General features: G+C 57.4%; 21 protein-coding genes and 1 pseudogene. 3 read left to right on the top strand and 19 right to left on the bottom strand.

The features are described 5' to 3' along the window. Window positions 1-425: 425 nt before the first annotated feature. The 8 genes from O6X71_RS20135 to O6X71_RS20100 form a co-directional block, all read right to left on the bottom strand. Complete coding sequence (locus tag O6X71_RS20135; protein WP_353467439.1) at window positions 426-800, bottom strand: hypothetical protein; 375 nt, start codon at window positions 798-800, stop codon at window positions 426-428. Between the two features lie 68 nt (window positions 801-868). Continuing rightward, window positions 869-1,978 carry a hypothetical protein gene (locus tag O6X71_RS20130; RefSeq protein ID WP_353467438.1) on the bottom strand — a complete coding sequence of 370 codons (1,110 nt, stop codon included), beginning with the start codon at window positions 1,976-1,978 and terminating at the stop codon, window positions 869-871. Window positions 1,979-2,279: 301 nt separating this feature from the next. After that, entirely contained in the window at window positions 2,280-2,798 is a 519-nt protein-coding gene (locus O6X71_RS20125) for a hypothetical protein (RefSeq protein WP_353467437.1), read from the bottom strand. A gap of 216 nt (window positions 2,799-3,014) precedes the next feature. After that, window positions 3,015-3,548 carry a hypothetical protein gene (locus O6X71_RS20120; RefSeq protein WP_353467436.1) on the bottom strand — a complete coding sequence of 178 codons (534 nt, stop codon included), beginning with the start codon at window positions 3,546-3,548 and terminating at the stop codon, window positions 3,015-3,017. A gap of 736 nt (window positions 3,549-4,284) precedes the next feature. Further along, the gene (locus O6X71_RS20115) at window positions 4,285-4,686 is read right to left on the bottom strand and encodes a hypothetical protein (RefSeq protein ID WP_353467435.1); all 402 of its coding nucleotides are present in this window, start codon (window positions 4,684-4,686) and stop codon (window positions 4,285-4,287) included. 31 nt (window positions 4,687-4,717) lie between these two features. Continuing rightward, a complete protein-coding gene (locus O6X71_RS20110; RefSeq protein WP_353467434.1) occupies window positions 4,718-5,173 on the bottom strand; it encodes a hypothetical protein in 456 nt (151 codons plus the stop codon). 12 nt (window positions 5,174-5,185) lie between these two features. After that, a complete protein-coding gene (locus O6X71_RS20105; protein WP_353467433.1) occupies window positions 5,186-5,818 on the bottom strand; it encodes a hypothetical protein in 633 nt (210 codons plus the stop codon). A 142-nt stretch (window positions 5,819-5,960) separates the two neighbouring features. Next, window positions 5,961-8,237: a S8 family serine peptidase gene (locus tag O6X71_RS20100; protein ID WP_353467432.1), complete on the bottom strand. Its 2,277-nt coding sequence runs from the start codon at window positions 8,235-8,237 to the stop codon at window positions 5,961-5,963. A gap of 1,070 nt (window positions 8,238-9,307) precedes the next feature. Between O6X71_RS20100 and O6X71_RS20095 the strand changes: the two genes are divergently transcribed. Next, window positions 9,308-10,594, top strand: coding sequence for an O-antigen ligase family protein (locus O6X71_RS20095; protein WP_353467431.1), 1,287 nt, complete (start codon window positions 9,308-9,310; stop codon window positions 10,592-10,594). A 97-nt stretch (window positions 10,595-10,691) separates the two neighbouring features. Here the strand turns inward: O6X71_RS20095 and O6X71_RS20090 are convergent. From O6X71_RS20090 to O6X71_RS20070, 5 genes and pseudogenes are all read right to left on the bottom strand, one after another. Further along, window positions 10,692-11,572: pseudogene (locus O6X71_RS20090) on the bottom strand (UTP--glucose-1-phosphate uridylyltransferase). Window positions 11,573-11,741: 169 nt separating this feature from the next. Beyond that, window positions 11,742-12,890 (bottom strand): hypothetical protein, encoded by a 1,149-nt coding sequence (locus O6X71_RS20085; protein WP_353467430.1) that lies wholly within the window; start codon window positions 12,888-12,890, stop codon window positions 11,742-11,744. Next, window positions 12,890-13,942: a glycosyltransferase gene (locus tag O6X71_RS20080; protein WP_353467429.1), complete on the bottom strand. Its 1,053-nt coding sequence runs from the start codon at window positions 13,940-13,942 to the stop codon at window positions 12,890-12,892. Before O6X71_RS20080 ends, O6X71_RS20085 begins: the two co-directional genes overlap by 1 nt. An 81-nt stretch (window positions 13,943-14,023) precedes the next feature. Further along, window positions 14,024-15,127, bottom strand: a complete 1,104-nt coding sequence (locus tag O6X71_RS20075) for a glycosyltransferase family 4 protein (RefSeq protein WP_353467428.1) — start codon at window positions 15,125-15,127, stop codon at window positions 14,024-14,026. Window positions 15,128-15,557: 430 nt separating this feature from the next. Continuing rightward, window positions 15,558-16,529: a glycosyltransferase family 2 protein gene (locus O6X71_RS20070; RefSeq protein WP_353467427.1), complete on the bottom strand. Its 972-nt coding sequence runs from the start codon at window positions 16,527-16,529 to the stop codon at window positions 15,558-15,560. A gap of 176 nt (window positions 16,530-16,705) precedes the next feature. On the opposite strand from O6X71_RS20070, the gene O6X71_RS20065 reads away from it, so the two are divergent. Together O6X71_RS20065 and O6X71_RS20060 are read left to right on the top strand one after the other, a co-directional pair. Beyond that, a complete protein-coding gene (locus O6X71_RS20065) occupies window positions 16,706-17,827 on the top strand; it encodes a glycosyltransferase family 4 protein (protein WP_353467426.1) in 1,122 nt (373 codons plus the stop codon). A 32-nt stretch (window positions 17,828-17,859) separates the two neighbouring features. After that, a complete protein-coding gene (locus O6X71_RS20060) occupies window positions 17,860-18,651 on the top strand; it encodes a hypothetical protein (protein WP_353467425.1) in 792 nt (263 codons plus the stop codon). Here the strand turns inward: O6X71_RS20060 and O6X71_RS20055 are convergent. The 6 genes from O6X71_RS20055 to O6X71_RS20030 form a co-directional block, all read right to left on the bottom strand. Further along, window positions 18,566-19,546, bottom strand: coding sequence for a polysaccharide pyruvyl transferase family protein (locus O6X71_RS20055; protein ID WP_353467424.1), 981 nt, complete (start codon window positions 19,544-19,546; stop codon window positions 18,566-18,568). The two genes, O6X71_RS20060 and O6X71_RS20055, sit on opposite strands and share 86 nt — an antisense overlap. Then, entirely contained in the window at window positions 19,543-21,027 is a 1,485-nt protein-coding gene (locus O6X71_RS20050) for a lipopolysaccharide biosynthesis protein (protein WP_353467423.1), read from the bottom strand. Before O6X71_RS20050 ends, O6X71_RS20055 begins: the two co-directional genes overlap by 4 nt. A 7-nt stretch (window positions 21,028-21,034) precedes the next feature. Further along, window positions 21,035-22,159, bottom strand: coding sequence for a glycosyltransferase family 4 protein (locus O6X71_RS20045; protein WP_353467422.1), 1,125 nt, complete (start codon window positions 22,157-22,159; stop codon window positions 21,035-21,037). Further along, window positions 22,156-23,337: a glycosyltransferase family 4 protein gene (locus tag O6X71_RS20040; protein WP_353467421.1), complete on the bottom strand. Its 1,182-nt coding sequence runs from the start codon at window positions 23,335-23,337 to the stop codon at window positions 22,156-22,158. Before O6X71_RS20040 ends, O6X71_RS20045 begins: the two co-directional genes overlap by 4 nt. 343 nt (window positions 23,338-23,680) lie before the next feature. Then, window positions 23,681-24,553: a glucose-1-phosphate thymidylyltransferase RfbA gene (gene rfbA / locus O6X71_RS20035; RefSeq protein WP_353467420.1), complete on the bottom strand. Its 873-nt coding sequence runs from the start codon at window positions 24,551-24,553 to the stop codon at window positions 23,681-23,683. Continuing rightward, the coding region (locus O6X71_RS20030) for a sugar nucleotide-binding protein (RefSeq protein ID WP_353467419.1) at window positions 24,550-24,870 on the bottom strand (321 nt) is incomplete at its 5' end. The genes O6X71_RS20030 and rfbA, both read right to left, overlap by 4 nt.

The raw sequence follows: 24,870 nt of genomic DNA, 5'->3' as shown, positions 1-24,870 counted from the left end.
ACGTTCAAACGATCGCCGTGACGTCGATATCACCCGGTCGGTAAGCCGGGATCATGAAGTAGCCGACCGGCAGGATCATCGGTTGGTGCCATCGCGCGGATCGTCTGCCCGCTCGCTATCTGGCAGGGCATGTTCGTCCATCAGATCCTGAATGAAGAGGCGATCGTCCTCAAGCGACGAAGGCGCGGAACACCCTCTCGAAAGGGCTCCGGTAGCCGCGACGGAAGTCGGTGATAGTTTTGTAGTCAGGCCGCAGCCTACGCAACAGCTAGATCAGTTCGAGGTTGCGGGTCACCCCCGCTTCCAGCCGGCGGCTCGACCTCACCGGGTTGAGATAGCTGTACAGGTACAGCTTGAGAATATCGCCGGGTTGAAAAAAGTTGGCCTCGTCTCCCTTCGGCCGCGACCACGAGAAACTTAGGGCGCTATCGTACAGATGGATCGCGCAACAACCGCGCGATGGGCCATGCAGCGATCGATAGTAACATGAGGATGGCCAAACCCACCCATCCCATCGGGACCATATCGCCGGGATACGTTGGTGGAATTAGACCCAACGGGTTTGCGAGCCCAAGGGCGAAGGTAGTGAGCCACGCCATCAAAAGCGACCTACCGATGAACCGTTGCCAACGCCCCCCCCAGCGCGGCAGCGGCCTGCGCATCATGCTGATCACGCCCAACGTGCCGACGATCAATCCCAAGCCAAATCCCAGAAAAAGACTTAGAATAAATGGTTGGAGGCCGAGGCCGATCCAAGGGGTCACGACTTGTGCAAAGCAGATCGGCAGCGCGGCAGCCATGGCTACCTGTCCCGCAAACCCCAGACGCACTGTTAACGGCGGCCAATAGGCGGGATCACTAGGCTTCATCAGTGCTGGACTTTCGTGACGCCGCTGACCCGCATGTCGAGCCGGATGTTGCGTGGCATCCCGCCTTGAGGTGTCAGGGAAAGTTTCTTCGCTCTTTCGTCCCGGCGCATCTGCTCTTCAGACAGAAGAATATCGGGCGGCAAGGTCGCCAATAGGGCAGCACCGGTCGGCGTTGCCCCGTACGAGCCCGTCGCGCCGAGCCGCGCAGCCTTGAGATCGCGCGCGGCCTTACGGGCGTTTTTGGCCTGATCCGCCGCCGCCCGGGTGAATTTGTTGGCGCGCGTCCGGATCTGCTGGATCTTGTGTGGGTTTTTGGCCGGGTGCGGCACCTTGGCTATCTCTGCGCGCTTCGCCTGCGCCGCCTCGGTCAGCGAGCGGGAGACGGCGCGCGCATCGTTAATCTCGGTCGGCAGGCGGCTGATGTCGCGGACGGCTTGGACACCACCGACTGCCATGTCAGGCAGCGTCATGACCGTGCCGATGATCCGCGCCCATTGCACGCCTTCATTGCTCTCGATCGTCTTGACCGTCTCCTCCTGGCCCGCGAGTTCGAAGCCCAGCACCGTTCCATCAATCAAGGCCAGCACTGCGGAGCCGACGATCGCCGTACCCCCAACGATCGCAGCGCCGACCGCGAGTTCGGGACCTGCCACGATAATGACGACGACCCCAGCGACCACTCCCACGACGTCCGCAGTCACGGCGATCGTGTCTGCCCACAACTTGTGCTTGAGTAGCCATTGATGCGTGGGCTGCCAGATGTGCCGGTCGACCGCTCCGACCAGCGCTTGCGAAGCCGCCATGTCAGCCTGCGAGCGCCGATACTCTGATTCGCCGTAAAGCTCGATTGCGTGCTCGAAGAAATGGCCGACGTTCTGCCAGAAGCCGGTGGCACCCTGTCGGCTCGGGGCGGGTCGGGGAGAGGCAACATGGCGACGCCAGACGTTGAGCCACAAGCGCTGCCCGCGGGCTGGCCGGCGGAGGACACAAATCTGCTGCCCGTCGGTATAGCTGATCCCGCACCCGCGCCCAATGGTCGTGTCGGCATAGGGGCCGAGGTGAGCCAGCGCATCCGCCGCGCCGCGATAAGGATAGAACAAGCCCGACATCCGATCTCCACGCCCCGCCAAGCAATCGTCAATCTTCCTGTTAGCGCTTAGCAATCATGGCGGAGACTGACAAATGACGAAGGTTAAATCTACCTCTTCCTGACGTCTTTTGTTCGATAATCGAAGTCGCAGCAAAGTGATATTTGAGTGTGGATTGAGAATTATGAAATATTTGTCATGGAAGAGCGTAGAAACCGAGTGAATACATGACGATAATTTCATGTTCAGAGTCGGAATTTGCCAAGGTCTGCGCTTTGCAGACTGAAGGGCCCCTTTTCAGGTCGTGGCCGCGGTCGAACTGTCAGATCGACTGCGGTGTGCCGTAGCAGGCCGCAAGCGTGTAGGTGTTGATCTCGACCCGACCAACGACGCTCACCCCTCTCGATACCAGTTTGGCGAGCCGTGCGCGGGCTCGTGCGATGCCGTCCTCGGCATCGGCCGGTTTGCGGTCGATATGCAGCAACTCGCCGGGCGACAGACGGAAGAGGCCGCGGACATGGGCCTGCGGCAGGATCATCGCTCGCGCGCCGGCCTTTGGCAGGTACAGGCGGCAGTCCGTCTGGCCGAGGCAGATGCCGTCCCGCGCGACGACGATCGAGATGTTGGTCAGGCCATAGCCTTCGGCCGTGTCGCCAAAATGCAGATAGACCAGATCGTGGCCGCTGATGTTTGCCTGATGAGCGAGGGCGAGGCGCCCTTCGATCCCGACCGCATCGCCGGCAATGATCGCGGCGCCGGGCTTCATGGTGCAGTTGCAGAGCAACATCTGCGTGACGGCAGCGACGTGACGGCGGACGGTTTCGATTTTGTGGATGGTCATAGCCTCTTCCTGAATTTCATCCCCGGTTCGGGGACCATCTTACCCCGTCTCGACTTACCCCCTTTCGACCTTGGCCTCCGGCAGGCTGGGGTTCCCCCAACACGCGCCAGCCACCCGCAGAAGTGCGGCACCCAGACGGTGGAGACGCCCGCGAATGGTGCGTATGACGTCAGTATGTCGCCTGTGGCGGATGGACGGATGCGGCGGGCATCTTGGTCAGCGCTGGCTCCAAGCGGCAGCGATATAGGCATCGCCGCGCGCCAGACCGGGCGCAAGGTTGCGGCCTGCACTGGCAGTCAGACGGGCAGGGACCATGGGGCGCAGGCGGCTGCCGGTCAGGCGGAACACGGCGTCACTCTCCTCAGGCTCATTCGGACCGGGGACCAGCCACGCTTCGTTGCGGCTCGACAGCCAGAGCCGGCGAGCATGGTGCCACAGGGTGGCGTGGCGCTGCCATTCGCCAACCGCGCAATAAAGCGTGTGGTGACCTTCGCTCGACGCCTTCACCACCAGTGCGTCGCACCGCGCGATGCGGGTACCACGCTCGACCGTATCGAGATCGCCGCGCGACGGTTCGATCGAGGGTACCAGCAGCAGTTCGGCCGTAGCGATGTGGAGATAATTCCGAAACGGCATCGGCAGGATCGGCACCGAGCGGTCGATCCGCCAGCCGGCGAGATCGGCGATGGCCAGCGCGCCGGACAGGGCGCGCGCCCGGGCAAGCTCGCGCTCGCGCGTTACGATATACATGCAAAAGTCCTTGATTTGCGCGGGTGTGGCGGGCTGCTCGCCGACCCCGCACCATCATTTCGCCTTCACGGCACAGCCGCTAGGTACCTTCCAGATCATTCCCGGCCCGCCCGGGCCGTCTTCGAACGTCTGCCTGACGGCGCAGCCGTCACGGGTTGACGTTCATGCGAGTAGCCGGATCGTACCAGGCGTTCATTACCCCCTAGAGCTCTGTCAGCGGCATTTGCCGCTGCGCCTTCCGGAACCGCTCGTGGGCGGTGGAGGACCTGGCGCGGCACCGCGCCACACCGCATCGAACGAGGCGCCTGACCGTCTTGGCAACGAGAAGACGAGGTCCCCGGGGCATGACAAAACGCAGATTTCATGCCGATGATGAGCCCCGGGAATCGGGGTGAAATCAGGCAGGTTGGCCGAGCCCGCCACTTTTTGCGCAGTAAATTTGGGGGGCCCCAAATTTACGGTATTGCGCCGAACTTTTTCGCTATGACAAAACGCCTTTTTGTCATGCAGCAAAATGCCGATTTTGCGGTCAGCCAAGCCCCTTTTGTCATGCCCGGACGCGCAGTGCGATTTTCGGCTTTCGGCCTGACAAATCGAGGGGGGGCAGGGTTGTGCGCCTGAACCTTCTATCCTGCCGACTTCTCCTTCTTGCCCGGGCTCTTTCTGGCTTTCTTGCTTTCCCCTTCCATGGCCGCGAAGCGGCTGTCCTCCTGCTTTCGAGCTGTCCGCTACGCCGTCACGATCCGCAGATGAGCGATCCCCGCAGGCGGCTCGTCGTACCCGCGCGGTTGACGATCAGCAGCGCGTCGGTGGTGACGGTCTCGTAGCCCATCGCCCGGATGCGGGCGCTATCATCGACCCGGATCGTCAGGTCGCCGGACTGCCAGACATCGTCGGTGAACGGGAACAGATCCCGTGCGCCTTGGCGCGGCTTGAGGATGACGACGCGACCGTTGACCCTGGTCATTGCCTTGGCGCCGGCTGCGACGAAGTGGATCGGACCGCCTTGGCGCGGCGACCAGTAGCAGCCGGTCCCGTCAAGGCCGGCAGCGCGCCAGTCGGCCATCGTGTCGCCTGCAGCGCCACTGGCCGACGTGCGGTGTCCGCAGCAGCGACGACCGCTGGCACCGCTAGGCATGCCACGATGATCCGCCGCGCCAACCGGCCGCTCATGCGTCCACCGCGATGACGCTGCGGTCACCCATGATCCGGTGCGAGCGGGCAACCTGCGCGCCGAGCGCCCGCTGCACCAGCCAGAACAGCGCGGCGGTCGCTGCCTGCGGCCACTCCGCGCTCAGCCACCTGTCGAGGCGGAAGCTGGCTGCGGCGAGGCCGATGAGGAAGGCGAGACCCGCCCACCACATCGAGAGGCGCGCGGCGAGGTACACGCCGTCGACGATCCACAGCCGCAACCGGGACGCCGCCGGATGCCAGATCGCCCAACCGAACATGCCGAGCGGTGCCGCTGCCGCAGCGCCGTACGCCAGCGCGGGATCGAGGTTTGCCGCCACCAGGCGGTAGGCGAGGAACCCGACTCCGCCCAGCAGCAGCGCGGCACCGGCCGCGCGGAACACCCCGATCCGGCCGAGCACATCGCCCAGGACCATACCGAAGATGTAGGCCATCCGCCGTCCGCCTCAGAACGACTTGCCGACGCTGCCGACCCTGGCGGTCACCGCCCGGTCGATCACCGCGCGCGCCTCGCTGGCCGCGGCAGCGGCGGGCATCAACGTCAGATGCATGCCGGTGCTGTCCACCTCGAGCGACAGGGTTTCACCGTCCTTGCCGCGGGGCGCGATCAGCACGCCCTGACGCGGGCCATAGATCGACGGACCGTAGCGCCCGATCACTTCGGTGCGGATCTGGGCATAGGTACGGCCTGCTTGCGGTGCTCGGTACTGAACGAGCCCGACCCGACCGCCATCCGGCGTCGGATCGATGTTGAACGAAAGGGTCTCCTCGCCCTTGGTGGCGCTGTAGCTGTAGACGCCGGTTCGTTTCGAGCTGGGGGGCAGTTTCTGCAGGCGTTGCGCGACCGCCTGCTCGACCGTTTCCGCCCAGCTGTCGCCGGGATTGGCGCGAACCGCCCAGCCGCCTTGCTTGACGAGCGTCAGCGCGTCGGCGGTCTTCATGCCCGGGCGGAGGCCGGCGATGTCGAGCGGCTTCGCCGTTGCCGCTGCCGTCTTCGCCTGGGCATCCTCGCTCGCCACGGTCGCAGAGCCGCATGCCGCGAGCAGCATCATCGTGGGAATCGCCATCGTCCTGATCATCTTGCATTGTCCTTTGTTGCTGACGCGCGACATCGTTCGCCGGAAAGCCGTCCCGGCGTCGCAGGTCCTGGTCGTGATCGGCTTGGCCGTGCTCGGCGCAGGCGTCAGCCGGCGGGCGGTGCCCGGGCGGCGCGGTGACAGCTCACCGCAGCACCAGCGTCATGAACCCGGCCGTATCGGTAGCGCCCGCGACGTGTCCCGCGTCGAACGCGCGGGCGACGCCCAGGCGCAGCGACGAGGTCGGCGACAGCGCGGCCGACCAACCGAGTTCGATATCCAGTTCGCGTGCCGACGGCGTCAGGTCGACCAAGGCGGTGCGCGTCGCCAGCGTGCCCGTCATCAGATCATAGGCGACCGGCACCAGCATCGTCGCACGCGCGCGCTCGACCCGCAGCGGGGATGACAGGCCGAATGTCGCGATACCGCCCAGCAGGCCGCGGGCGCCCTCGAACGCGTAAGCGGTGCCGAGCACTGGCTGCGCGAAGCGCATCAGGTCGGACCCGCCGCGTACCCGCGTTGTGGCGGCGCTTGCCCGCGCCGACCACGCGACACCAGCCAGCGTCCGCCGCATCGTCAGCGTCGCCATCGTCGTCACGGCACTGACAAGCCCGAACGCGGGGCCAGCGTTCATGCCGAGGATGCGGCCGCGCTCGCTGAGGTCGGCCAGTTCCACTCCGAGCCCCAGTGGCGTCGCCAGTGCGAGCGTGCGCTGGGCCGTGCGACGATCGCGCGATGTGCCGGAGGCAAACGACGCGGACCAGCCGGCACCGGTCCAGGCGGACGACATCCCGACCGGCGTCGCGCCGATCCCGCGCAGCGGTGATCCGGCGAGGCTGCTGCCCTGAAGAATCGCGACGTTCGCCCCGAACGTGACCGTCTGCCCACGCGCCAGCGAGAAGGATGCAACCGCCGGCCGGTTCGAGCGAGCGCCCTGTAGATAGCCGGCTGTCGTGGCAGACGAGGCGAAGCCGAAGCGCGTGTCGCTGGCGCTTGCCGTCATCCAGGGCGGATCGATCGGTGTCAGCATCGCACCCGCCAGCAGTCCGGAGCCCTGCGCGCGGATGCCGGACGCACCCGTCATGCGGAAGTCGCGCCCATAGCGGTCGAGCACCGTCATGCTGCCGACCTTGTCGTTCAGCGCTGCGGCGCCTGCCGCCCCGCCGAACGGCGCCGACAGCGTCAGCGACGCATAGCGCGCCAGCACGGCCTGCGCGGCGGTGAACGACGCGGCGGGAGCCTGCGCCTGCATCGCCTTTTCGACGTTGAGCAGGCCGGCACCGAACTTGTCGTCGACCCCGGCTGCACCGAGGTCGGTGGCGGTGTCGAGCAGGATGCGGCTGATTTCCTTGCCACCCAGTTGCGGCCAATATTGCTTGAGGAGTGCGGCCGCCCCGGCGATCGCGGGCGCTGCGAAGCTGTTGCCGGTGATGGTGACTGCTTCACCGTCCTTGCCGACGGTCTGGACATCGACCGCAACGACGGCGAGCATCCGGTCCGCCAGGGGCCCGGGCAGTCCGTTGCCGGACGGGGCCTGCAGCGACTTGTCGACGCGGATACCGAACAGGAACCAGTCCTTGTTCGCCAGATCCGTACCGACGAGGTTCTGCGAGATCTGCCCGGTGAAGCTGTTCTCGTCGACGAAGTTGGAGACGGACTGGACGAACAACCGGTTCTGCGTGCGCACCAGATCCATCGCCGTGCGCTGATCGACCGCGAATTGACCCGCGGACGTGCCGTTCAGGCTCATCGAGATGACGAAGGCCCCCTTGGTCACGGCATGGGTGATGGCCTGCGCGATCAGTGCGGGGTTCGGCCCTTCGCTCTCGGGCACCGGCCCCGAGGTCGGGCTGACGTTCGACAGGTTTGGCCCTGAGATTTTGAGCGCGAGCAGCGTTGCATCCGGTGCCACCCCCTGCATGCCGCGACCATCGCGCGCGGCAAGAGCGATCGCAGCCGTCTGCGTGCCGTGGCCCTGGATGTCCTTCAGGTCGTAGCGGACGGTCTCGCTGACGCAGGTCGCGCAGCGGGCGATCTTCTGGTCGAAGCTTGTGCTGTCCGCCGAGATTCGCCCTGCGAACTCGGTGCCGCTCGTATCGATGCCGGTATCGATGACGGCGATCGTCACCCCCTTACCGGTGACGCCCCGGTCATAGGCATAGGCGGTCTTCATGGCCGCGGCGCTTGCCGAGGCTTTGTACTCGGCGCTGTCTGCGGCGGTCGGCGTTGGCGTCGGAGTGGGCGCGGGGGAGGGTGTCGGTGTTGGGGCAGGCGTTGGCGTCGGCGTTCCAGGTGGCGGCCCGTTGCTGCCGGACGAATTGACACCGCCGCCGCCGCCACAGGCGGCCAGCAACATCGGTGCCGTTACGACCGCGATAGTCTTGATGATGGTGAGCCGTTTGCTACGGCCATTGTCGCACATACCCACACCGGACCCCCGTTCGTGTCGGTACCGGTCGGCTATCCCAGCCGGCGGCACCGCCCCAAAATTGACGAGGCGGTGCCGGCCCGTGAGCCGGAAGTTGATAACTCGCTCTTAGACGAGCGCGAACGCCTTTAGACCCGAAGGCCCTGGACATACGCGTCCGCCTCCCGGCCGAAACTGGTTCGGGCCGGGCGTTCGGCAACTAAGAGCGAGGTTATCACGCCTCGGTCCGCCTGCTGGCGAACGCTACGGCTTTACGCCGAGCGCATTAACAATCTCAAGCGCTGATCGTCCGGGCAGCGCTAACTTCGCTCGTTGGAGTGCCGGGCGGTCTCATAGCTCGGGCGCTGAGACCCTTGGCGTGGTCGAATGCAATGAGAACGTCCGTCCAGGGAAAGCCGCGGCGTAGGAAATTGATCGAGGCGGCCTACCCGTGGGATGCCGCCGCAGTCATTCGTAGCCGGCATGCGTAGTGTACAGACGATCGTTGAGCATCGATTTCACCTGAAATGGACGATTATTCGGATCACGATTCTCACTTATCTGGCGCCGATTTCAGCGGCCCTCGACGACATAACGTCGTTCTTAACCCGGCGTCGCCTGATGATGCCGAGGCCATCTCTGCAACTGGCCAATCCGCTTAGAAACAGGGTTCTCCACCGCCGTTTTAGCCTATCATTTAACGGCGGCCCCGCAGGAAGACCCGATAGATATGTCAGCTACGCCTGCAGGACTTTCAGGGGGAGATCATGACGATCGCGCCGTGCTTCGCATATTGCGACAGGCTTTGGAGCAGGCACTTCATGGATGGTGTAATTAGTCTGTGGTCGGGCCGCGGGTTCAAGCTTAGCAGTCAAGCTGGCGCGGGAACGCGGGCGGCGATAGCGCTATTAGCGATCTAAATCCTGCCATGCCATGATGTATCCCGATCGGGAGGATGCACGACGTTGCATATTATCAGTACCCGGGTATGACCAGGTTAAATTTTTCACGGTGAATTTACAGTGGCCGTTAACTCAACAGCAGTAACTCAAGCATCAGCTACGAGGCTAACGTATCCAATGAGGATGCTGTCTTATGTTGGCATTGCAGTGTTTTTCCTATGGCCTAGATACTTTTTCTTAGGAGTAGGCGGGAAAGGCGTTAGTGCATTTTCGATTTATGGCACACTTCTGTTAGCTGCAGGTACCTGCTTTGTTGTATTAAACTACAGAGCTAGGTTGGAATTAGCTCAATCCATACGGCGATCAAGTTTCTTGATTTTTTCGTTTATGATGTTTTGGCTATGGCGTTATTTAAGTGATTTGTTTTCCGCTACCCGCAGTGCGTCATTGGTAGCGACAACCCTTGAATTATTGTACCTCGGTTCGTGGTTTTTGGCCGGATCTATTATATTTTCTGATAATAGAGTCCGAGATAAATTATTTATTATTACGGCACTAGCAGGGATTGCTGCAACTATATTAGGGGTGGTTGAGGTGTATTTCAATACCCCCATAGCGAGGTTAATTGGCTTTGAAGATCTGATTCAGGGGGATGCTTACACTAACGCGTCTATTAATAGTGTTCAGATGCGTAATGGAATGGCGCGCGCGCAGTCTATTTTCGTACATCCACTGGTATTTGGCCAAGTTTTGGCAAGCATTGCCCCAATTGGTATTCATCTTTTGCTTAAAGGGCGCGGGTCGCAAAGAGGCCTTGGGTTTGCGACATTACTATGCGTAGGGATTGCAGTAAATATATCGAACACAAGATCTTCTTTTCTAGTTGTCTTCGCGGCCTCGTCTGTTTACTTTGTACTCGCTTTTCTGCTCCGAAAGCGATGGTACAGCATTTTAATTGCGGTATGGTTGTGCATAGCAACTGTGAGCATAATACCGTTTTTTAATGATAATTTATCCGTGGCAGCTAACAGCGGCGGCAAGGACGAGGCAATGAGCAACGCTGGTCGCGTTACTCAACTTGATAATGCTACTAACGCACTTAAATCAAATCCTATAAGCGGGTTTGGAGACAATAACGCTACTTCAGTAGCTGGAATACGTGCTTGGACTGGAAGCTCGTTAACTTTAGATAATTACTACATCACCCGTGCCGTGGACAACGGGTATGTAGGTCTATTAACATTTATTATATTCGTATTGGCAGTAATTACGAGAGGCGCCAATCTGTGTTTGTCGGAAGTTGATGTGGACAAAATTAGTGCTGATGCGGCTTGTACTGGAATGGTCGCAGGAGTTTTAGTTGGTTTGTCCGTACTTTCTATTTACGATTCTACTAGTATTATATACCTAATTGGCGGATACTTGGTTGCGCGATCAGGTAACTATGAACTCTCGAAATTTAGGGTGTAATAATTTTATAATAGTGGCGATGTAGCGCAATGGACAGTCTGCGCTAGCAGACCATATTGTGAAGACCTTGACCCAATCTAGTGCTGGCGGTATTGTATCACCCTGTTTTCGGCGCGAGCAGGCTCATCGCAAACTCGTAGGCGACAGGTCCGATATCGTCGCGGGCCAGTGCGATCGCCAGATTGGCTTGGAAGTAGCCGGCCTTATCGCCGCAATCATAACGCTGCCCGTCGAAGGTGAAGCCGTGGAACGGCTGGTTGCCGATCAGCTGCGCCAGCGCGTCGGTTAGCTGGATCTCGCCGCCAGCACCCTTTTCCTGCGTCTCCAGGATCCGCATCACCTCGGGTTGGAGGATGTAGCGCCCTGGGATCATCAGGTTCGACGCCGCGGTTCCTCGCTTGGGTTTTTCGACCAACGCGACCACTTCGGTCAGCCGACAGTCGATCGCCCGGCGAGACGATGCCGTATTTGTCGGTTTCCCAATCGGCTACTTCCAGCGCACCGATCACATTACCACCGACCTGGTTATAGGCCTCGACCATCTGCTTCATGAAGCCGGGCTTGCCGACCATCAGTTCATCGGGGAGCAAGACTGCGAACGGTTCGTCGCCGACGATCTCGTGGGCGCACCACAACCGCATGGCCTAGGCCGAGTGGCTCCTGCTGGCGCACATAGACCGGCGAACCGGGCTTCATCCGGATATTGCTGATCGCGTCCAGCGACTTGCCGCGCGACCGCATCGTATCCTCGAGCTCGTACGAGATGTCGAAATGATCCTCGAGCGCGCTCTTGCCGCGCCCGGTCACCAAGGTGATCTGCTTGATCCCAACCTCGAGTGCTTCCTCGGCGGCGTACTGGATCAGCGGCTTGTCGACGACGGTGAGCATTTCCTTCGGCATGGCATTGATGCCGGAATGAAGCGCGTACTCAAGTCCTGCCACCGGAAGCACGGCCTTCCGCAGCGGCTTTATGATCATTCGATTATCCTATACCGCGCCGTTGCACTGATCTCCAGAGCGCCATCTAATATCATCAGACTACTGTACCTTTTATTGTAAAATATGATTGGAATATGCTCATCACTAGTTATGAGACGAATGGTCCCTCTATTGCAGCCTTGGGTTTTTGAATCGGTCAAGAACATGCTTACCGGGCGGTTTCTCTATTTATTTGAATAATAGCATCTAGTTGATATGCACGTGCATTATCGTACCTGATATTGAAAGCAGCGTCTGGCTTTGTTCGGTCATAGTCCCATACTGCAGCGTAACGAATGTCTGAAGCTCGAATAGCGTCAAGTATATCCTGGAATTTACGGCGTTCACCTGAACTGCCGGCGGTTTCGGCTGGGATCGACGGCACACCAAGCTCGCCAAGGAACGCCTCTCGACCGCTTTCCGCCGCGGCTTCCTGGAATGCTTCTAAGAGCTGTTTCGGGTTAGAAAAGATGTTATCGGGACCACCATATCGTGCTGGATAAAGGTGGACTGACATCGCTCTGCAGATCTTTGGCGTGATAGCTTGCAAATTTTCAATAAATTGTGCGCGGGAGTCGCGCCCTGCTGCCTGATGAGCTCGGTGCCAAGCATCTGCGCGCGGCAAGTCGCCGCCGGTTTGGACGGAGCGGGGATCAAGCTTGCATACAATTTCGGCAAAATCAGTGAAGGCAGCAAGCACAGCGGAACTCGTGACTGCATCGTCCAAACTGTTGATATGAGTTACGCTTGGATCAGCGCGGGGCCACCATTCGATAGATCGAGGCCAATCAGCCCAGATATTCATCTCATTGCCGAACTCCCACATTAGCACGGCGGGGGAGTGACGATAACGGCGAACAAAGGCGTTAGCGTAGGCTCGGGCAAACCGGCGTGTACGGGACGTTGCATTTCCCCACGCCCTTACCGGCTCCCCTAAGTATAGCGATAATGAAGCGGGTTCCCAAAAGATTGAGGGCACCAGCATAACCCCATTATGTTCAGCTGCAACAAACAAGGTGTCCATCGTCGACCACCAGCTTTTCGGATCTCGTTCGAGTCGACGCCAGTGTTCGGCAAACTGCCCAGAAGCAGGGAAGCGGACAAAAGGTATTCCGAGCTGGCCCAGCGTCGCAAGTTTTGGAGGCGATATGCGAATGTCGCCTCCCCATAGCCACACCATAAACAGATCGTACATGTTGACGCCGATCTCTTGTCTAGGCACCGGAACGGCATCAATTTGGGACGAGGAGACTGTAGCAAATAATGCTGCGCCGCTCGCGAGCAACTCTCGTCGCGAAGGCTCACCAAGCAGACGCATCAGGCTCCGTCCGCCCCCGGGCTTACAAAGCGCCGCGGAAGTTGCATTAATTCCAGTATATCTCGCGCCTGCCGCTTGAACGAAAATCGTGCAAGATAGTCAGCACTAGCCTCTATCGAGATACGTTCGTATACCTGCGGTACCATCAAACGCGTGATGGCGGCGTCAAGGCTTTCCGCGTTTTTCTCAACAATCAGCCCGTTGATCCCGTCGATCAAATATCCATCGAGGCAGGCGGAGCGCGTGCAGATAGCCGGCTTGCCGAGTTGCAGAGCGTGAAGGAAAACCATCTGGCCAGCGCTAATCACCGGGTCGTTGAAGGGTATGATTACCGCACGAGCGCCAGCCAACAATCGCATATAATCGTCACGATAGACGTTCCTGTGAACGGTAATGTTAGGTGCATCCGTCAGCAACGAAGGGTCGTCATTGACGATTTCAAGTTGCAAATGGGGACGCGCCGCGAAAAAATCGAGAAGAAAGCGATAGTCACGATTACTGCGTCCCGCCGCGACGAACGTCGCGCCTCGAGTGACTGGGAAGCGCCCAATATCGGGGTACTCCTCAGAAAGCATTGAGTGCGCAAACTTGTCGCTGACCTCAGGAAAACTCCGCGTATAGAGTTCGCGTTCCGCAGTGCCGTAGCAAACTGCATAGACGATATGGGAGGCACTCAACGCCCAAGCAATTGCGCGACGGAGTAACCCCTGACGCCGGCGCTCAGGAGCTATGAACATCAGGAGGCAGACCTTTGCGTCACTGGAAGTGCCCTGCACCCTTAAAAGTCGCGATAGCCCGCCAATCAACAGCCCTATATCTTGCTGCCAACATATGATCGCGTCAAAACTCGGTAAATCGTGAAGTGCTGTATGTGCGGCACTAAAAATAGCCGCTTTTTGCACAGCCTTATCTATTAAACGATGACCGGCTCGATAATGCACGCCTCGTTCCACAACCTCGCCAGCAAATTGTGAACGTAGACTGCGGGTAAATGGATGATCATCAACCGCAAAATCATAAAGCACCAAAAGGCGGGGTGGCTTGCGGGACATAATATCCTCCGTCATTACAAGCGATTTCCACCGCAAAATAACCAATACTATACGAAACGTTTTATTATTGCGGCCTGACTATCAGCAAACTTTGTCGAAACTGGGCACAAGCAGCTCATATATACTGGCTGTGCGCCGCGCTATATTAGTCCATTTATAATCGTCAAGAAAAACGTTCCAGTTGTGACCCAATGAAAAGTTACTAGCGAAAGCTTTACGAAGGTGGTCTGCCAATGCAGGTACGTCGCCGCGAGGAAACATGCAATCAACAGGGATGTTCATAGCCGTATAAACGGGAAGATCGCTCACGACTATTCGTAGATTACATGACATTGCCTCCAACAACACAATTGGTAAGCCCTCATGCGTTGAGGGTAGAACAAATAAACCGGCATTCCAGAATAGCTCGTGCAAGGTATTGCCAGTTTGATGACTTGTCAGTATTATGTTCTCGTGCTGAGAGGCTTTTTCAACAACACTTTGCGCATAACTGGAATCGTGATCGGCGCCGCCACAAAGAACGAGCTTTATTCCTCGAAGATCAGCCTGAACAAATGCAGAGATTAGATCGAGCTGTCGTTTCTCCGGGACCATCCGCGCAACATTGAGAATGTATCGATTAGGTTTAAGATCCCACTGCTCCAGCGTCATAGCAGTTGAAGTATAGGGTAATGGATTAACCCCATTTGGAATGAAATCTACCGGACGATTGTAGCGATCTTGAAGAGCCTGTGCGACGGTAGGTGAAACCGATATGCAGGCATCGGTTTGCAACACTGCTTCCATTTCACCAAAACGCAAAATTCTCTGCGCGAATTTGCCCCATTTTTCCCGATTGTAATCCTCGCCGTGATGTGTCGAGACGACACGGAGGCCTGCAAGGCGCGCAAGCCGGGCGGCAATGCTGGGACCAATGCCGTGAATGTGTAGCAGGGCCGGCCGACGAAATGCAGCGTAGCAAATGCCAAGCAAAGTATGAGGCAGCGTTTCAAGGAGAGAATGTCGCCAGGCCGGCAACCAGCGCACGATCGGCAGGGAAGAATCCGCGTCTGCCATAGCTCGATAAGGCCGGCGTCCTATCACTTCCAGCCGTTCGAGAGGGTAGGGTAAATTGCGCACGAGCTCTTGCACATGGGTCTCTACGCCACCTTGCACACCTCCAATGCCGCGAAGACCGAGAAACATTACGTATGGGCGTTTACGCTGTCGGTCGCGCCTGATTCTTGCTCGCGATTTCACAACATGCAACCTCGATCGGCGGGGCTTACTAGCTAGCAAGGCCCTTCTACGTTTCGCGCTAGCTTACCAAATGTCTTCTTGGTAGCAGAATTATGTATCACCACTAGGTTTCACCCCATGGTCGGCCGCGCGTACAGAGCCATCGCACGGTTAGATTAAAACTAGGAATGTCAGCACGTTGAAAGCCTACAGATATCTGACATTGAGGCCATATAATTGCAACGCCAAAATGTCTACGTCAAATTGTTAAGCGTCAACTTGATAAATCTGATATGCAGTAATTTGCACTTTAAGAATACAAAAATCTGCGTGTTGGGAGCGTCGAGCGTGCTCTAATAGACTATTAAAATCTACATCTTCAGGAACGAAGCGGCTTTTAGCCGTTATAACATCTTCCTGTAAGCGCGCGCAGGCGAGCACGCGCCTGAGGGATCTGTCCTCGCCGCCAGTTGCGAATAAGCGCAATTACCTCGTCTACGACTGCCACGGGCAGGCACCGCGGAAAGTGGCGAGCAAGAAACTTAATTCGATTACGCGTTAAATAGAATGTTGAAAGCGCAGAGCTTGCGCCGAAGTCGTCAGTGCCGATTGAGCCACCTACCTGATGTAAAACTAGTGCTTTAGGTGCGTAACCCAAGCGAAAAGCTTTTCGGCCCTGTCTAGCCCAGTCGAACTCTTCAAAGTAAAGAAAGTAGTCCTCACTCATTAGTCCGACGGTTTCTATAAACGCCCGGCGCGCGAAAGTTGCGGCGCCGTTGATGTAGGCGAGTTCAGTTTCTATCGCGTTGATGTCGACCGGCGCGTCTGTGCGCTCGCCAGCGCCAATAGGCATGCTGCGACTGCGCCATTGCTCGAACCGCCCCCCGCCCCGCGTCTGCACCGTATCATTCAGTCCTAAGTAGGCAACGGTCGCACCGCAGAGGCCAATCGTGATGTCTTCGTCCATGCGGGCAATTAAAGCATCAAGCGTTTGCGCGGCGGGTACTACCGTATCGGCATTGAGTATCCAAACATATGCGGTTGCCGCCTGTTGAAGGGCAAGGCCGATGCCAACGTTGTTTCCAAATGCATATCCGCCATTTCGTCCACTATCTACAAAGACAAGCGCGCGCCTCTTATTTAATAAATACCGTGGCTCAGACAGATTGTCTTGTAACGACACGCCCGCGCTGCTAGCTACCTCAGCCAAAGCTAGGCGGATTCGTGAGAGTGATCCATCGCCTGAGTCGTTATCCACAACAATTATATCTAGTGGTCTATCGATATAAAGAAGGCTTGTTACGCAACGAATAGTATCGTCCGCACTCCGCCAATTAAGCACAACCGCGACCGTGCGTACTTCAGGCATGTTATGCTGTATTGCGTCATTAGAAAGTATCACTGTCTTCCTACACTCAAATAGTGCCCGATAGATCCAACCCGCGAGCGTGCGCAGGAGAGAGAATTAAGCACCGTGACGGTTGCGGTTGCAGTCGCTATTGTCGTAAGAACTACCTTCCATACGACAAATAGGGGGACATTCCAGTGAAAAGGCTGGTTGTCGTGTGCAACGAAGATGCGCTCGACGTTACGAAGCTGTCGGGCACCCCATACCACATGGTGGGGGCTCTGAAACAGCGTTTTGCAGATCTGATTGTGGAACGCGAACCATGGCCGAGATGGGCGCGCACGATCCGGAATGGCGTTCTCAAATTAACGGGCGGTGCCTGCACGCCAATCTACTGGACTTGGCTTAACCGTGCCCTTGCTCGTCGGTTGCGCGTCCGGCATCCGAATGCAGCGTTCATTGTACCACTTGCATCGAACCTTGCCGCCGCATTGGCGCGCACTAATCCCGTTATCAATATAACTGACGCTGTTCGCAAAGACCTTGAAGGGCCGTATTACGTTCCCTTCGCACGTATGAACGCGCGGCATGCAAGGCTCGCGGACAATATCGAACGGGAGAGTCTCGAGCGAGCGCGGCACAATTCGTTCTCCTCGCCTTGGGCCGCGCGCGGCGCAATGTTGCATTACGGGGCCGACGAGATGCGGCTGTCTGTTATTCCTTGGGGTTGCAACCTGAACTATATTTCGCTGCGTCCCGCTTGGAGACGCGAGAGGACCTGCCGTTTGCTGTTCATCGGAATGGAGTGGGAACGTAAGGGTGGAGATCTTGTGCTTGCCGCTGCCCGCGTGCTGGAAGCGCGAGGTTTTGATTTCACGCTAGACATAGTTGGCGCGAAGCCGCCTCGCGAAGTCGATTTGGGCACAAGGATTGCCGCTCTCGGAGTGCTTCGCAAGAACGATCCCGAGGATCACGCCAAGCTAGACACTCTACTTGATCGAGCTTCTCTCCTTTTCCTTCCAACCCGTGCCGACTGCACGCCGATGGTATTTGCTGAGGCCAATGCCTACGGTGTGCCAGCCGTAACCTGCGATGTAGGTGGCGTCACTGGTGTTATCGAGCACGGTGCTAATGGTATCGTCCTGCCCGCTGACGCGACTGAAGAAGCGATGGCGGATGCAATCGTCGCGATTTGGTCCGACTCGGAGCGCTACGAGCGGATGCGCGTAAGTGCTCGCCTTCATTACGAGCAGCGTCTCAACTGGGCGGCTTGGGCAGAGGCAATCTCCCCTGCCGTCAATGCGCTGGGCACCACATGATAATTTTGCGAGCCACTAAGGTCGACGCTCAGTTGCGTGGCTTTGCCGACGAATTAGCTGCTGCAAGTGGCCTGACGGTCGCTTATTTAATCGATGAGCGAGGCGGAACAGTAGAGACGGATCGGCCTAAAATCCGCCTCACCCAGGAGTTATGCGAGTCCATAGGACTTTTCTGTCCGGGCGATTTTGCATGGCGGTGCGGCGATTACGGATTTTATCTTGCGCGCCGACAGTTCCCAGAAGCGAGCTTTTATTGGCAAATCGAATTCGATGTGCGCTTTCGAGGTCCGGGCCTTGCGGCTTTTTTTGCAGCATGCGCACGAGATCAAGCCGACCTGCTCGCAGCAGATTTTGGCATTGCTAAGCGTGACTGGTGGTGGAGGATGTTCGCGCAGGCCCGAGATGTCGTTCCATACCGCGCTTTCTTCCCTGTGACGCGTCTATCCGCGCATGCTGTAGATAATTTACTCGCTAAGCGGGTAGCTCACAGCCGGCAGTGGTTACGTCGTAATCATTGGCCCAACGATGAGGCCTTCGTCGCGACTACTCTTGCTGCAGATGGCAGACTTGATGTGCGCGATCTTAAAGAGGTATGGCCTAATCTATACGACGCAGCGACCTTCACCTTTACTCAGCCAATCAAAGGAGAAGATTTGGAAATTATGCCAATTAACGAACGCCTGATAATGTATCATCCGGTGCTGTTTGGCCAAGACTTTGCTGACAAACTTGCACGGCTTAAGATACAGGTGGCTGTTGAATCAATACTACTTCGGGTGCGACGCAAGGTATACTCGAAGATTGCGCGCTTGCGACGGTGGTAAATAGCTCGCCACTCGCCAGAGTAAAATCGCGTCTGATTTCCGATGCCGCGTGCTCAAGTCGGACGGTTGCCAATTCCAAGGCGTCTTCTTGACTAAGTTGTGGACGTTGCTGCCGCATCCGCGACAGAGTTCGAGCAGACAAACGCTCAAATATTTGATCAGATGTACGTAGCAGCAATCCCACAGCCCCACCCGCGTCGCGCAAGCGGCCTGTCTCTTTGCCCGCCCAGGCCATTCTCGCCTCGATCGTGGAGGACGGGAAGAGCTTGCGAGGCCGAAGCCGAACATCTAGAGCCTCCGCCCAATCGAACCACTTAAATCGATGAACAGCCTCGAACGGCATGATTGGAATCCAAGGTACCCGTAGTGCGTCCGCAACAATAGCTCCGTGCATAGCTTCGGTGATCACGAGTTCACTCGCCTCGATCTCATCGAGCAGCGTCTCAACAGGCGCACGTGGATCTAAGAAATGTATGCCAGCACGCCTGCAAACCGCTTCCCAATTACCACGTTTTATACTTTGCCAGTGCGGCATGAAGGCACAAGAATAGCGCTTTTTCGGATTTTTCTCCCGGAATCGACGTACTAATATCGCCGTATCGCCAGCGACCATGTCGATAGGTATGCCACACGCTGCAGCCGTCCGCGGCCCTCGAACCGCGTAGACCCGCCAATTTTTGTCAATATTAGGCGGTGAAGTGTAGGCGCCATATCCTGATCCGAACACAACCTTTAAGCTGTCATGAGCATGATTGTCAAACAAGACCGAACCAATTGCCAACAAAATCACGCGGCAATCTTCGTCTAGTAACTCAGGAAAAACCTTAGGCATCAGCCATAGATTGAGCTCGTCGCCGAAATTGGGAACTTCTCCCCGAAAAAAGTAAAGCTTCATAGAGTATGATCCCGGGTTTTAATTAATCGCGCAGGAAGAAAGGTTCTAGCGAGCTCGATGAGAACGCTACGGGCGGAGGAAAATGGAAAGGCGGCAAGGACTACGCCTAAAGAGCCCCCACCGAATATCAAGAATACGGTAGCCAAGCTATGCAACTGGAGGGCCCCGCTGCTAACCTGTGCTAAACCCGAACCCAGTGCTGCGCCAATACCGAGCGGTAATGCCGGCAACACTGCGCGGAGTTGGTCCATGCAGGACACTGGTCCGGACCGTCCGACCATGACCAGCCGTAGTGCTGCCGACGCTAGGGCGGCAAGGCTGAAGCCAAGCGCAGTTGCAACCAGACCGAATTGTACTCCAACTAGAACCGCGCCAACCCGAATCACCATCTCGATCAAACCTAGCTTACGAAGCTCCCCCACACGGTCCTGTGTCACAAAAAGGTCGCTAGCCGAGTAAGCAAAGCCGAACCCGGCAAGCGCAGGCGCGAGAGCGGAAAGCACGAAGCCTGCCTCTCGCCAGTTAGGTCCAAGTAATGTCACTACAAGCGGAACCGCGCAGATGCTTAACATAACCGATCCCGGCACTAAGAAGGCTGACAGCTTCCGAACCAAAGAAGTATACGCATCCCGATACTCCGCAGGATCGACGCGCAACCTGGTCAGCAACGGCATAGTCGCATGGGTAATCGGTTCAATCAGATTGTTCACGGGTAGCTGAAACAACGCGGTGGCGCGATTGTATAGACCAAGTGGCCCAGAGCCAAGCATATGGCCAATCAAAAGGTTGGCGGCGTTATTTGACAAGAATACTGAGATCGAGAACACGGACGAGTTCGCACCGAACAATAGCACTGGCCCAAACTCGTTTGACCAGCGTGGCCTGCTGGGCCGCCAACCGCTTGACATTACGCAGCCGATCGCAAGTGTAATTGACTGAACCATGTTACCGATGACGATGGACCAGACGTTGTGGTACATAGCTGCAAGCACCAATGTCGTAACGAAACCAACTAGTAGCGCAGCGGATTCAATAAGAGCTACGCGTCCAAAGCGTAGTTCCCGACTAATCAGTCCTCGATGCTGAAGTGAGAGGCCCTCAAACATAAAGCCAATTAACGCAACTAGAACCACCCAATATACAACTGGTTCGTGATAAAATCGGCTAATCGCTGGTGCCAAGAGTGCTATCATTAATGCGAGAGCGCTGGTCGTGGCGACGTTAAACCAAAAAATAAAGTTAAGCTCGGCACTGCTTATTGAGCCTTTGCGCAAAATTGCATTAGTAAGACCAAAATCACGAAATATTTGCGCAAACGCGAGCACAATTCCAGACATATTGGCAAGTCCGTAGGCGCTTGGGTCAACAAGGCGAGCTACGGTAAACGTCGATACAAAGACGACTATCAACGATAATATTCTTCGAGCAAGCAACAGCGCTGGGCCCTTGCGTGCTCGCCGTTTTGCCTCTTGGATCTCCATTGCCCGCTCAGGTCTGCGAGGTGCGCGCATGCGCTGCTAATACAACGGCTAGCCGGCGGCTCAGGTCGGCCCAGTCGTACTTATGTTCGGCTAATGCTCGTGCTGCCGCGCCCATCTCAAATGCGAGGCCCGGGGCATCGATTAGGTTCAGGACCGCGGTGGCGAAGCCGTCGATGTCATTTGGCGGCGCGAGGTGGCCAGTCACGCCCTCGGTCACGAGGCCATCGTAAAAAGGGAAGTTCCAGACTACTGCCGGTAAACGCATTGCCATCGCCTCAATACACGTGCCAGGTAGTCCTTCATAATACGAGGTCGAGGCATAAACGCGAGATTGTTTAAGAATACTAGATACTTCGTCGAAAGGAATTCGACCAGTCAATAGTACTTGTTCTATTCCAGCAAGGCCCGATTTAACATATTCATCATCGTCGCCCGCGCCTATGATGCAGATGCGTATGGCGGGCCGCAGTGCAATCAAGCGCCTGACAGCATCGACCATTGGTCGGCTACCCTTGCGCTTTTCGATGCGTCCGGCAAAAACCACGTCAATCGTCTTATCTGAAATCTGCGAAGGCTGAAATTGAGCGATGTCGACTCCGTTTGGCTCCACCTTAATGGGTCCTCGGTAGCCATATCGCTCGATCTCTTGGCGCCCTTGTTCTGTAAGCGCAATAATTAAGTCTGCTTTGGCGAATATGCGCTTTTCTATTGCCTTTTTGATAAGGATGGAAGCCTTGCTCCACTGCCCTTTGAACTGTCGAGGACTGTAGAAATCACCAGACATTCCTAGGTAGGTAGTGTGCGCAGTTACGATAAACGGCGCGACCTTGGGTACCAATAGTGCCGGGATCAATGGCGGAATGTGAAAGTTGATAGCTTGTAGGTTTCCCGTCTGCGCCAGCAGCCGCAGGTGCCGGCTTACTTGGAGGGTCCAAGTGAGAAGGCCAAACCGATTCTTCGCGAGCGGAATATGATGGAATCGTACATTGGCGGGTGCTGGTATTGGCAGCCCTTTCTCCCCCGAAATCATCAGTATTTCAGGCCCGTCAGCCGGATAATCTTTCAAAAATGATCGCAGGTAACGCGCGATGCCGTGGACTCCCTCAATTTGAGGGTTAATGATTGCAATCATGCTACCAAGCCAAACAACAACACATACTGCCTTCCTATCACATCCCAAGAGCGTCGTGCTAATGTCTCACGCCGATACTCAAAAGCGCGTTGGCGCCAATCTGTCGCTGGTGTGTCGAAGAAAGCCACGATCCCATTTGCTACTGACTCTGCCGTGACTGGAAGCGCTATTGGTATAGCGGGCATACCCTCGTCCAGTAACGCCGCAATTCCGCCAACAGGTGACGCAATAACCGGTCTTGCATTGGAAGCTGCGAGCAAGGCTACGCCGCTCTGCGAGAAGAACTGATCATATGGCATTAGCAGCGCATCTACCTGCGTAAAAAATGCGCGTAGAGCGTCGTCAGGTACATATCCTACATGCATTTCAACTAAATTAGGCACTTTAGCAGCCGCTTCTTCACATGCGCGCCAGTAATCAAGTTCTTCACGATATGGCTCGCCCGCGACAATCAGTTGAACATCTATCTTGCGGCCGGCAAGGACTATTCCCTCGATTGCTTGGAGAATGCCCTTGTTGCGGCGAAGAGAGCCGAATAGCAACAGCCGTCTGTTGCCGGGTAACTGCGTTGGAGCGCCTAGCAGGAAGACGCCATGCTCAATCACATGGACAGGTGCAGTGACTCGCGGGAACATCTCCAAGAGTTTGATCCGTGACGGTTCGCTTAGAACGACTATGGCCGCCGAGAGGCGGTAGCATAGTTCATGGGCGGCCATCTCAATCTTGCGGAGGTTCGCGGGCAATCGCCAAGCATGCGGCACTGGATCGTGCGCTACAAATATAATTCGGGCACCAGTGCAACGGAGCAGGAGCAGTACCGGGATTGAGAAAAGAAGTGGTTCAGGAATGGTGACTAAGAAAGTCCGATGCCGGATTCGGGCGCCTAAAAGGGCCAAGCTTCCCCGCACAACCCGGGCAAAGGACCAAAGCGCGCGGATTGGCCGGGATGCGCCGTCTCGACGCTCACGCGGAGGACGAATGCGATGGAGGCCGGGTTGCTGAACTTCGAAGCGCGAATCCTCTGCGGTCGGTGCAATGAATGTGACGCGTGCTCCCGCCGCCACCATGCCGCCGACAAGCTCTTGCGCGAACAAACCAGCTCCGGATGAAAGCCAGGTGCGTGTATAGACGCAGACGCGTTTATCGCTCGGGCGCATCGCGGCCGCATTATACTCCATGACAATCTCCAGATCGTCGCGCAGTCAGTCCTATTGAGCTCTGGTCAGACGCTTTGACCCTCGATCTAAAAGGTCCAAACGCCCGAAACAACTCGCAATCGCTGACGCTCATTTTGCGACAGAAAAAAAGGTGCTTGTTACCTTATTGGCTCGAGCCATTTGCGTACAAGGTAGTTACCTAGCTTCATATTTTTGCGATGAATTAGGAAAGGCAATCCAGAATTCGATGCTAAGGCAGAGTTTGTTTACATTTTGAGGCGTCTATACATCGATTGTGCACGAAAAACTATAGATAGGAGAACGTGTAAGACTTGGTGGGTAATCGTGTACCTTGGGTTAAAGGCTAATCGCTGCCATTAATTGCCGTAAGAATTGCCTTTCCGTAATTTGTCTTTTTAAAGCGCTCGGCCGCGGCTCGGGCATGTTCGCGTGTGATCCATTCTTGTTGGTAAGCAATTTCTTCAAGACACGCAATCTGAATGCCTTGGCGGTGCTGGATCGTCCGGACGAATTCTGAGGCCTCGAGTAGGCTGTCATGCGTGCCCGTGTCGAGCCAGGCATAACCACGGCCCATCTGTTCGACGAACAGGTCGCCAGCGTCCATGTAGAGCCGGTTGAGATCGGTGATCTCGAGTTCGCCACGCGGGGAGGGCTTCAGGTCGCGCGCGAGCTGGACGACGCGGTTGTCGTAGAAATACAGGCCGGTGACCGCATGGTTGGACTTGGGGGCCTCGGGCTTCTCCTCGAGGCTGATTGCCTTGCCGCCTTCGCCGAACTCGACCACGCCGTAGCGTTCGGGGTCTTCGACGCGGTAGGAGAACACCGTCGCACCACTCTTGCGCTTGACCGCGCTCGCCAGCAGGTCGGTCAGGTGCGCGCCGAAGAAGATGTTGTCGCCGAGTACCAGCGCGACATTGTCGTCGCCGATGAAGTCCGCACCGATCGTGAACGCCTGGGCGAGACCCTCGGGCTTGGGCTGTTCGGCATAGGCGATGGCCAAGCCGAGCGCCGAGCCGTCAACGAACAGGTTCTTGTAATTGCCGATATATTCGGGGCTCGAGATGATCAGGATGTCGCGGATGCCGGCGAGCATCAGCACCGACAGCGGGTAATAGATCATCGGCTTGTCGTAAACCGGCAGCAGCTGCTTGTTGACCGCCAGCGTTGCCGGGTGAAGGCGCGTGCCCGAGCCGCCTGCGAGAATGATGCCCTTCACGCGCGTGTCTCCTTGTTGGGTGCCCCGAGCAGTTCGTCGAGGATGGTGCCGAGCGCGGTCTGCCACGCTGGCGGATGGATGCCGTAGTCGCGGGTGATCGCGTCATGGCTGAGCAGCGAATTGGCGGGCCGGGTCGCCGGTGTCGGGTATTCGGCGGTGGTGATGCCCTGTACCTCGGCGCTGGCTCCGCCACGTGCGGCGCTCTGCGCGAAGATCTCGCGGGCGAAGCCTGCCCAGGTTACCGCGCCGGCATTGCTGAAATGATAAGTGCCGGTCGGCGCCGCGGAATCCTCGACGAGGCGCATCGTGATCGTGGC

Source organism: Sphingomonas faeni, assembly GCF_040407505.1.
GTDB lineage: Bacteria > Pseudomonadota > Alphaproteobacteria > Sphingomonadales > Sphingomonadaceae > Sphingomonas > Sphingomonas faeni_E.
This window is presented reverse-complemented; position numbering and strand designations above follow the sequence as displayed.